General features: G+C 59.3%; 10 protein-coding genes. 6 read left to right on the plus strand and 4 right to left on the minus strand.

Annotated features, from left to right (window positions below):
• Window positions 1-139 precede the first annotated feature (139 nt).
• From gatC to JUI81_RS28150, 6 genes are all read left to right on the plus strand, one after another.
• Window positions 140-427 (plus strand): Asp-tRNA(Asn)/Glu-tRNA(Gln) amidotransferase subunit GatC, encoded by a 288-nt coding sequence (gatC, locus tag JUI81_RS28125; RefSeq protein ID WP_007901429.1) that lies wholly within the window; start codon window positions 140-142, stop codon window positions 425-427.
• 16 nt (window positions 428-443) lie between these two features.
• Window positions 444-1,895: an Asp-tRNA(Asn)/Glu-tRNA(Gln) amidotransferase subunit GatA gene (gene gatA, locus JUI81_RS28130; RefSeq protein WP_028940288.1), complete on the plus strand. Its 1,452-nt coding sequence runs from the start codon at window positions 444-446 to the stop codon at window positions 1,893-1,895.
• Window positions 1,896-1,905: 10 nt separating this feature from the next.
• Window positions 1,906-3,351 (plus strand): Asp-tRNA(Asn)/Glu-tRNA(Gln) amidotransferase subunit GatB, encoded by a 1,446-nt coding sequence (gatB, locus tag JUI81_RS28135; protein ID WP_019581176.1) that lies wholly within the window; start codon window positions 1,906-1,908, stop codon window positions 3,349-3,351.
• 191 nt (window positions 3,352-3,542) lie between these two features.
• Window positions 3,543-3,917, plus strand: coding sequence for a septal ring lytic transglycosylase RlpA family protein (locus JUI81_RS28140; protein WP_007941217.1), 375 nt, complete (start codon window positions 3,543-3,545; stop codon window positions 3,915-3,917).
• 50 nt (window positions 3,918-3,967) lie between these two features.
• Complete coding sequence (locus JUI81_RS28145; RefSeq protein ID WP_019581177.1) at window positions 3,968-5,029, plus strand: calcium/sodium antiporter; 1,062 nt, start codon at window positions 3,968-3,970, stop codon at window positions 5,027-5,029.
• A complete protein-coding gene (locus JUI81_RS28150) occupies window positions 5,026-5,406 on the plus strand; it encodes a carboxymuconolactone decarboxylase family protein (protein ID WP_019647644.1) in 381 nt (126 codons plus the stop codon). The genes JUI81_RS28145 and JUI81_RS28150 overlap by 4 nt, the downstream gene beginning before the upstream one ends.
• A 30-nt stretch (window positions 5,407-5,436) precedes the next feature.
• On the opposite strand, the gene JUI81_RS28155 is transcribed toward JUI81_RS28150, so the two are convergent.
• The 4 genes from JUI81_RS28155 to JUI81_RS28170 all read right to left on the minus strand — a co-directional run bounded on the left by JUI81_RS28155 (window position 5,437) and on the right by JUI81_RS28170 (window position 10,073).
• Window positions 5,437-6,378: an AEC family transporter gene (locus JUI81_RS28155; RefSeq protein WP_018927222.1), complete on the minus strand. Its 942-nt coding sequence runs from the start codon at window positions 6,376-6,378 to the stop codon at window positions 5,437-5,439.
• A 129-nt stretch (window positions 6,379-6,507) separates the two neighbouring features.
• Window positions 6,508-8,811, minus strand: coding sequence for an intermembrane transport protein PqiB (locus JUI81_RS28160; protein WP_204125461.1), 2,304 nt, complete (start codon window positions 8,809-8,811; stop codon window positions 6,508-6,510).
• A complete protein-coding gene (locus JUI81_RS28165) occupies window positions 8,804-9,427 on the minus strand; it encodes a paraquat-inducible protein A (protein WP_007941211.1) in 624 nt (207 codons plus the stop codon). Before JUI81_RS28165 ends, JUI81_RS28160 begins: the two co-directional genes overlap by 8 nt.
• Window positions 9,414-10,073: a paraquat-inducible protein A gene (locus JUI81_RS28170; RefSeq protein WP_019581179.1), complete on the minus strand. Its 660-nt coding sequence runs from the start codon at window positions 10,071-10,073 to the stop codon at window positions 9,414-9,416. The genes JUI81_RS28165 and JUI81_RS28170 overlap by 14 nt, the downstream gene beginning before the upstream one ends.
• Window positions 10,074-10,170 lie beyond the last annotated feature (97 nt).

The raw sequence follows: 10,170 nt of genomic DNA on the forward strand, positions 1-10,170 counted from the left end.
AAGGCGCCAATATGTTAAATTGGCTGCTTTTCTGTGCACCAAGCACCACAATCGCGGCCTTGAGACCGTAGATATGCGGTAGTGTTCCGACAATCTAACACACGGACGCGGTCCGTTTTGTTTTCCACTGGAGAATCCCATGGCGCTTGAACGCTCCGACGTGGAAAAAATCGCTCATCTGGCCTGCCTTGGCCTCAATGATGCCGATCTTCCACACATCACTTCGGCCCTGAACAGCATTCTCGGGCTGGTCGACGAAATGCAAGCGGTCAATACCGACGGTATCGAGCCGCTGGCCCATCCACTGGAAGCCAGCCAGCGCCTGCGTGCAGACGTAGTGACCGAGACCAATCATCGCGAGGCCTATCAGTCCATCGCACCAGCGGTCGAAAACGGCCTGTACCTGGTTCCGAAAGTCATCGACTAAAGGGAAAGAGCCTGCAATGCATCAATTGACTCTGGCCGAGATCGCCCGCGGACTCGCCGACAAAAAGTTTTCCTCCGAAGAGCTGACCAAAGTCCTGCTGGCGCGCATCGCCCAGCTCGACCCGCAGCTCAACAGTTTCATCAGCCTCACCGAAGACCTGGCGCTGCAGCAGGCGAAAGCCGCTGACGCTCGTCGCGCCAACGGTGAGAGCGGCGCCCTGCTCGGCGCGCCGATCGCCCACAAAGACCTGTTCTGCACCCAGGGCATCCGCACCAGCTGCGGCTCGAAGATGCTCGACAACTTCAAGGCACCGTATGACGCCACCGTGGTCGCCAAACTGGCCGCTGCCGGGACCGTGACCCTGGGCAAGACCAACATGGACGAATTCGCCATGGGGTCGGCCAACGAGTCGAGCTACTACGGCCCGGTGAAAAACCCGTGGAACCTGGAATGTGTTCCAGGTGGTTCGTCCGGTGGTTCGGCGGCTGCGGTAGCCGCTCGTCTGTTGCCAGCAGCGACAGCCACCGACACTGGCGGTTCGATCCGACAACCGGCAGCCTTTACCAACCTCACCGGCCTGAAACCGACGTACGGTCGTGTTTCGCGCTGGGGCATGATCGCCTACGCGTCCAGCCTCGATCAGGGCGGCCCGCTGGCCCGTACCGCCGAAGACTGCGCGATCCTGCTGCAAGGCATGGCCGGTTTCGACCCGCAGGACTCCACCAGCATCGACGAGCCCGTGCCTGATTACAGCGCCGGCCTCAACGGTTCGCTGCAAGGCCTGCGCATCGGCGTGCCGAAGGAATACTTCAGCGCCGGCCTGGACCCACGCATCGCCGACCTGGTCATGGCCAGCGTTGAAGAGCTGAAAAAGCTCGGCGCCGTGGTCAAGGAAATCAGCCTGCCGAACATGCAGCACGCGATTCCTGCGTACTACGTGATCGCTCCGGCAGAAGCATCCTCCAACCTGTCGCGTTTCGACGGTGTGCGTTTCGGCTATCGCTGCGAAGACCCGAAAAATCTGGAAGACCTGTACAAGCGTTCCCGTGGCGAAGGTTTCGGCCCGGAAGTGCAGCGCCGGATCATGGTCGGCGCCTATGCGCTGTCGGCCGGTTACTACGACGCCTACTACCTGAAGGCCCAGAAGATCCGTCGCTTGATCAAGAACGACTTCATGGCCGCCTTCAATGAGGTCGATATCATCCTCGGCCCCACCACGCCGAACCCGGCCTGGAAGCTCGGCGCCAAGAACAACGACCCGGTCTCTGAGTACCTGGAAGATGTCTACACCATCACCGCCAACCTCGCCGGTCTGCCGGGCCTGTCCATGCCTGCAGGTTTTGTCGATGGCCTGCCGGTCGGCGTGCAACTGCTCGCCCCGTATTTCCAGGAAGGTCGCCTGTTGAACGTTGCCCATCAGTATCAGCAAAACACTGACTGGCACACCCGCACCCCAACCGGCTTCTGAGGAGAAACACATGCAATGGGAAGTCGTGATCGGGCTGGAGATTCATACCCAGCTCACCACCCGGTCGAAAATCTTTTCCGGTAGTTCCACCACGTTCGGTTCCGAGCCGAACACCCAGGCCAGTCTGGTTGACCTCGGCATGCCCGGCGTATTGCCGGTGCTGAACCAGGAAGCGGTGCGCATGGCGGTGATGTTCGGCCTGGCCATCGATGCCGAGATCGGTCAGCACAACGTGTTCGCCCGCAAAAACTACTTCTACCCGGACCTGCCCAAGGGCTACCAGATCAGCCAGATGGAATTGCCGATCGTCGGCAAGGGCCACCTGGACATCGCCCTCGAAGACGGCACGGTCAAACGCGTCGGCATCACTCGCGCACACCTGGAAGAAGACGCCGGTAAAAGCCTGCACGAAGAATTCAGCGGCGCCACCGGCATCGACCTGAACCGTGCCGGCACGCCGCTGCTGGAAATCGTTTCCGAGCCAGACATGCGCAGCGCCAAGGAAGCCGTGGCTTACGTCAAGGCGATCCACGCGCTGGTACGCTACCTGGGCATCTGCGACGGCAACATGGCCGAAGGCTCGCTGCGTTGCGACTGCAACGTGTCGATCCGTCCGAAAGGCCAGGCCGAGTTCGGTACACGCTGCGAGATCAAGAACGTCAACTCGTTCCGCTTCATCGAGAAGGCGATCAACAGCGAAGTACAACGCCAGATCGAGCTGATCGAGGACGGCGGCAAGGTGATCCAGCAGACTCGCCTGTACGATCCGAACAAAGACGAAACCCGTCCGATGCGCAGCAAAGAGGAAGCTAACGACTACCGTTACTTCCCCGATCCGGACCTGCTGCCGGTGGTCATCGAGGACTCGTTCCTCAACGAGGTGCGCGCCACCCTGCCGGAACTGCCGCCGCAGAAACGCGAGCGTTTCCAGCAGCAGTTCGGTTTGTCGGTGTATGACGCCAGCGTCCTGGCCACCAGCCGCGAACAAGCCGATTACTTCGAGAAAGTCGTGAGCATCAGTGGCGACGCCAAACTGGCGGCCAACTGGGTCATGGTTGAACTGGGCAGTCTGTTGAACAAGCAAGGCCTGGATATCGAGCAGTCGCCGGTTTCGGCCGAGCAACTGGGCGGCATGCTGTTGCGCATCAAGGACAACACTATCTCCGGCAAGATCGCCAAAGTGGTGTTTGAAGCCATGGCCAACGGCGAAGGCAGCGCGGACGAAATCATCGACAAGCGCGGCCTCAAGCAAGTGACCGACACCGGCGCGATCTCGGCAGTACTGGACGAAATGCTCGCGGCCAACGCTGAACAGGTCGAACAGTACCGCGCGGCAGACGAAGCCAAACGCGGCAAGATGTTCGGCTTCTTCGTCGGCCAGGCCATGAAAGCCTCCAAAGGCAAGGCCAACCCGCAACAGGTCAACGAACTGCTTAAAAGCAAGCTCGAAGGCTGATGAGAATGGAGCCAGCTCTCAATATTGGCTCCATTCCTTGTGGCGAGGAAGCTTGCTCCCGCTGGTCTGCGAAGCAGGCCCAAATCGGCAACCGCACTCTTTCAGCGAGAATGCATCAGCCGATTTTGCGACCGTTTCTTGGTCGAGCGAGAGCAAGCTCCCTCGCCACACTTATTTTGGGAGCCGTCCAAATGAAACGTCTGCTCAGCGCTTGCGCCCTGCTCTCTCTACTGGCCGGTTGTGCCAGTACCGACACCATCGATCCACACGGCTACGACAAGACCGGCACGGCTTCGTATTACGGCGCCAAGCACCATGGCAAACGCACCGCCAGCGGTGAGCGCTTCAACCAGCATGGCCTGACCGCCGCCCATCGCCAGTTGCCATTCGGCACCCGGGTGAAGATTACCAACCTGAATAACGACAGATCCTGCGTGGTACGCATCAACGACCGCGGGCCGTATTCTCGCGGGCGCCTGATCGACGTGTCCCGTGAAGCGGCCGAACAGTTGGGCATGCTGCGCAGTGGCACCGCGAAGGTTCGCGTGCAAGCCCTCGACGACTGATAGATGGAGCGCTGACTATTTTCGGACTGGCCGATTTACCCCTGATCAGCGTGATTGAATTGCTCTGCGGTCTGTTTTTACTGATCGCCGGCGCCGAACTGATGGTGCGCGCCGCGGTACGCCTGGCCGCGCGCCTGCATGTGCGGCCACTGATCATCGGCCTGACCATCGTGGCCCTCGGTAGCAGCGCGCCGCAGATGGCGGTCAGCCTGCAAGCCACCTTGGCGCAAAACGCCGACATCGCCGTCGGCAGCGTGATCGGCAGCAGCATCTTCAACATCCTCGTCACCCTCGGGCTCTCCGCACTGATTATTCCGCTACGGGTTTCACGGCAATTGGTGCGCCTGGATATTCCACTGATGATCGGCGCCAGCCTGCTGGTGTCCGTACTGGCGTGGAATGAAGAACTGACTCGGGTCGACGGCGTGATCCTGCTGACAGCGCTGGCGCTGTATCTGGGCTTGCTACTGCGTCAGTCACGGCACTCGTCCCGTCCGCCATCGGGGGCTCATGAAGCGCCGCAGGCACCGTGGTTCAGCAGTCTGCTGATGATTGTCGCCGGGTTGGCAATGCTGGTGTTCGCCGGGCACTTGCTGCTCGGCGCCGCGGTGGCAGTCGCGACCGACCTGGGGTTGTCGGAGCGGATCATCGGCCTGACCATCGTCGCCGTCAGCACCTCCCTGCCGGAACTGGCCACTTCGTTGATCGCCGCGCTGCGCGGTCAGCGGGACATCGCGGTGGGCAACGTGATCGGCAGCAACCTGTTCAACCTCTTGGGCGTGCTCGGGCTGACCGCATTGATCGCGCCATCACCACTGTCGGTCTCGCCCAACGCGCTGGATTTCGATTTGCCGGTGATGCTCGGAGTCGCGGTGCTGTGCCTGCCGGTGTTCTATTCCGGCTACCGGGTGACCCGCGCCGAAGGCCTGCTGTTTTTGGGCCTGTACCTGGCCTATGGGCTGCACGTGGTGTCGTTCACCACGGGCATGCCGCTGGCCGGCAAGCTTGAACACCTGATGCTGTTTTTCGTCCTGCCGGCGCTGGTGGCGTTTTTGCTGTTCACCTCGCTTCGCGCCTGGCGTCGCCAACACCACAAGAGGGAATTGCCATGAGCACTGATAAGAAGCCTGGGGTTGAAATCCGCCGCCAAGTGATGGGCGACGCGTTCGTCGACCGCGCCCTGGGCAACGCCACCGAATTCACCCAGCCGTTGCAGGACTTCGTCAATGAGCATGCCTGGGGCGGCGTGTGGAACCGTGAAGGTTTGTCGCTGAAAACCCGCAGCCTGATCACTCTCGCTGCGCTGACCGCGTTGAAGTGCCCGCAAGAATTGAAAGGCCATGTGCGCGGTGCATTGAACAACGGCTGCACGGTGGAAGAGATTCGCGAAGCGCTGCTGCATTGCGCGGTGTATGCCGGTGTGCCGGCGGCGATCGATGCATTTCGGGCGGCGCAGGAAGTGATCGACACCTATCAGAAGCCGGAGTAGGCGACCTGAAGAACGCCGCAAATCCCGAGGCTAAATCCACCCACCCCACTGCAACAAAAAGATCCCGATGTTGGTGGTGACCGCCGCCATCAGTGTAGTAATCACGATGATCGCCGCCGCCAGTTCATGATTGCCATTGGCCTGCCGGGCCATGACGAAACTGGCCGCGGCGGTCGGGCTGCCGAAGTACAGAAACAGAATCCCCAACTCCGCCCCACGAAAGCCCCAGAGCCAGGCGCCGAGTGTCGCCAGCACCGGCAGGCCGATCATCTTCACCAGACTTGAACTCAGCGCCATCGTGCCGCTTTTGCGCATTGCCGCCAGCGACAACGTGCCACCGATGCAGATCAATGCCAATGGCAAGGTGGTTTGCGCCAAATATTGACCGGACCTCTCCAGCCATCCCGGCAAGCCGATCTGGAACCAGGCAAATGGTGCGGCTGCAATCACACTGATGACCAGCGGATTGGCCATCACACTTTTGCAGATGCTCCACGGATCAGACTTGATCACCGGGCTGTAGACCGCCAGCACAATGGTTGAGAGCGTGTTGTAAAACAGGATCACCAGCGCCGCGAGAATCGCCCCAAGGGAAATGCCATAGTCGCCGTACATGCTCGCCGCCAGGGCCAGGCCGATTACCCCGTTATTGCCGCGAAACGCGCCTTGGGTGTAAATACCCCGATCTTCCCGCGGGCATTTCCAGATCGCCCAACCCCAGGCAATTGCAAAGCACATCAGGGTCGCGACCGAGAAATAGATCAGCAGCGCCGGTTGCAACGCAGCGTGCAGGTCGGCATGCAAGATGCCCAGAAACAGCAACGCCGGCATGGTGACATTGAACACCAGGGCCGACGCAGTATGGATGAAGTTGTCGTTGATCCAGTCGATGCGCTTGAGCAGCACACCCAGAAACAGCATGGCAAACACCGGCGCAGTGATGTTCAGGGTTTCGAGGAAAATAGCCAGCATGCCGGGGGAACCTTGGGTGGGCGTCGTTAGGGGGCTAATGATAAGCCACCGGAGACGTCGGCGTCTGGTAGACCGTCTTCGCGGGCTTGCCCGCGAAGACGTCCTGATAAACGCCAAATTAACCTCGGGTTACTTACCGATAGAAATCTTCGGCGCCCAAGTCAGCCATTCATCTTCAAACTTGTCGAACAGCGGGAACGTTTGTTCAGGCCGCGCCGGGACACCCATGCGGTCGCCATCCGGTGTGGCAAAGGCGATACCGCCCTGGATCAGCGTCTCCAGCGATTCGGTGCGTATGGTTGCGCCTTTGAACAAGCCGTAGTCAAAACCAAAACCACTGGTGTTCCAGAACCGCGTGCCACTGCGTACCAATGGCGCGTACTTCGGCTCGATCAGGATGTGTACCAACACTCGATCCGCCGTCTGCCCCAATTCATAGCCAGTCACCTTGCCTACCGTGATTTCGCGATAGGTGACGGGTACACCGGTCTTCAGCGAACCTCGACGAGCAGCACTCAATACCAGGCTCAAACCGGCCTCTTCCTTGGCGGTTTCCGGAGGATTGGTCAGCGCTACGAAGTCCTTTTGCGGACCGAGATTCTTCGGCGCCGGTTGCACTTCGATGTACTGCCCGGTCACCAGTGTCTCAAGGTTGGACGTCTTGATCAGACCCAATTCAGGTTTGACCACCCAGAACTGACTGCCCACCCGAGCGATACGCTCCGGCACTTCCGTGATTCGCGCAGTCAGCAGCACCGATTGCAGGTCGTCGCTGAGGTCAACGTCTTCGACCTTGCCGACGTCGAGGCCTTTGAACCGGATCGGCGTGCCCGTGCGCAGACCATCGGCGCGATCGACCTTGATGGTCACCACGGCGCCTTTCTGGTTTGCCTCTTCATGACTGGCGAACAGACGGAAACGTGGAATGCGCTTCCGCAACGGCGCTTTGGCTTCTGGGGTTTCGAAAGCAATGCCGCCAGCCATCAGGCTTTGCAACGACTCACTTTTGACCTGGATGCCACCGGTCAGCCCACCTGTCAGCGTAATACCGCTGGCATTCCAGAAGCGCGTCGAGGCGTTGACCAGCCCCTCGTACTCCTTCTCGATGTGCACACCGATCACCAGCTGTTTTTTAGTGCGAGAGAACTGGTAGCTCTGCACCGAACCCACCTTGACCTGCTTGTAGAGAATCGGACTGCCGACTTCCAGTGAGCCTAGGTTTTCGGTGAACAGCACCAGATGCAGGCCCGGCGAACGCAGATCCAGCGGCGGCGCCTTGGCCCGTGCTTCGAACTCGCGCTGCGGTGCGCCCCCCTTGTCGCCAGGGCGCACGGCAATGTAGTTACCTTTGACCAATGCTTCCAGACCGGTGATACCAGCCAGCGAAATCGATGGTTTGACCACCCAGAACTGCGTGCCGGTGACCAGGTAATCCTCAGCCAATGGGTCGAGCGTCAGCTCGGCGGTTGCACTGGAGAGGTCCGGGTCAATCTTGAGCGCCTTCAGATTGCCGACCTGAATGCCTTTGTACATCACCGGTGTACGACCGGCCTGCAGGCCTTCGAAATCGCTAAGTTTGACCTTGACCCGAATACCGGCGGCGGCTGCATCGAAGTCTTCATAGAGACGGAACGGCAGGCTTGGGTCGGTGGGCGGGCTGTCCTTACGGTTTTCCGGTGTAGCAAATGCAATACCACCAGCGACTATGCTGGCGAGGGACTCGCTACGCACTTTCACACCGGACAGGTTGGCATCGATGCTGATGCCGCTGGCATTCCAGAAACGCGTGTGTTTGCGTACCAGGCTGGCATAGGTCGGCTCGATGAAGACTTTGAGTTCAACGGTGTTCTGGTCCGCGGACAGCAAATAGCTTTTGATCTGACCGACCTGGATCTGCTTGTAGAACACCGGGCTGCCGCGATTCAGCGAACCAAGACGATCAGCCTTGATGGTCAGGTGCAGACCAGGCTTGGCGTCCGACAGCGGCGGCTCTTCGGCCAGGGCCTTGAACTTGCGGGTCGGTTCGCCCTCTCCCGGGCTGACAGCCACATAGTTACCCGAGACCAGCGTCTCCAGGCCCGTAATACCGGCCAGGGTTACGCTCGGCTTGACCAGCCAGAAACGCGTGCTGGTTCTGAGGTATTGCTCCACGTCCTTATTCATCTCGATGGTGGCGATCACGCCTTTGGCGTTGCCTTCGTCATCAAGTGTGAGGGCTTTCACCTTACCGACCGACATACCTTTGTAAACGACTTCGGTCTTGTTGGCCTGAATACCTTCGCCGCTTTCGAAGCGCACATGGATCTCAATGCCTGTCTCGCTATAGGCACGCCAGGCGAGCCAACCGCCAATGAGCAAGGCGATCAGGGGCAATACCCAAATGGCAGACCAGTTAGAGGCCGGTCGGGTTTTCGCTGTAGGCAAATCAGTCATGGTCGTCGTCCGACTCCGTGTTATCCCAAATCAGTCGGGGATCGAAAGTTACTGCGGCAAGCATCGTCAGAATCACCACACTGGCGAAGGCGATGGCGCCAAGATTGGCTTCGACGCTGGCAAGCCGTCCGAAATTCACAACCGCCACCAGGATGGCGATCACAAAAATATCGAGCATCGACCAGCGGCCGATGAACTCGATAAAGCGGTACATCCATATACGTTGGCGTGCGGAGAGTGGCTGGCGCCGCTGCACCGAAAACAGCAGCAACCCGATGCCCACCAGTTTGAACGTAGGAACCAGAATACTGGCGATAAAAACCACAGCCGCGATTGGAATCATGCCGTGCTGAACCAGTTGGATCACGCCGGACATGATGGTGCTCGGATCGCCCTGCCCCAGGGAACTGACGGTCATGATCGGCAGCACATTGGCCGGGATATAAATAATCGCAGCAGTGACCAGCAGCGCCCAGGTACGCATCAGGCTGTTCGGTCGGCGCGCATGAACCAACGCACCACAGCGGGTGCAGACCTGCTCGTCAGTGCCGGCTTCCTGCTTGTTCAACTCGTGGCATTCGGCACAAATCAGAATGCCCGCATCAATCGCCCGCATGGGCATCTTCTCCTGATAATGCCTGCCAGATCTGGTGCGGCGACATCACCACTTCCAGCCAGACCTGGACCAACAACAAACTGATAAAGCACGCCAGACCAAGACCTACGGTAATCGCCGCCATATCGGCCAATTTGACGATCGCGACCAGCACGCCCATGAGGTAAACCTCAAGCATCCCCCAATCCCGAAGATGGTGATAAATGCGGTAGAGCAGCAAACCGTAGCTGCGTCCGATATTGAATCGGATACTCAGCAGCACCACCAATTGGCAGAGCAGCTTGAGCAGCGGAATCCCCATGCTGCAGAGAAATACGACTGCTGCTACGCCCTGCATACCGGTATCGAACAAACCGAGAACACCGCTCCAGACAGTGTCATTCGATGACTGCCCGAGTAGATGGAGCTGCATGATGGGTAAAAAGTTCGCGGGGATATACAACAACAGTGCGGCAATGACCAAGGCGAGACTGCGCTGCACGACATTGTGCCGATGGGCATACAGCTCATAACCGCAGCGTGGACAAATGGCCTTCTCACCATGGGCGAGTTCAGGCTTGCGCATCAGCAAGTCGCACTCATGACACGCCACCAAACCGTCCAGTGGTAAATCTGACAGCCCAGGGGCGTCAACCGGATCTGGCATAAAGGCTCTGGCTCCAAAAAAGTTGGACCTATTCTAGTGTCCTGACTCGAAAATAACTGTGCAATTTTGTGTTGCTAGCGAAGTAGACTTTTTCTGC

Source organism: Pseudomonas sp. 008 (assembly GCF_016861935.1).
Classification (GTDB): domain Bacteria; phylum Pseudomonadota; class Gammaproteobacteria; order Pseudomonadales; family Pseudomonadaceae; genus Aquipseudomonas.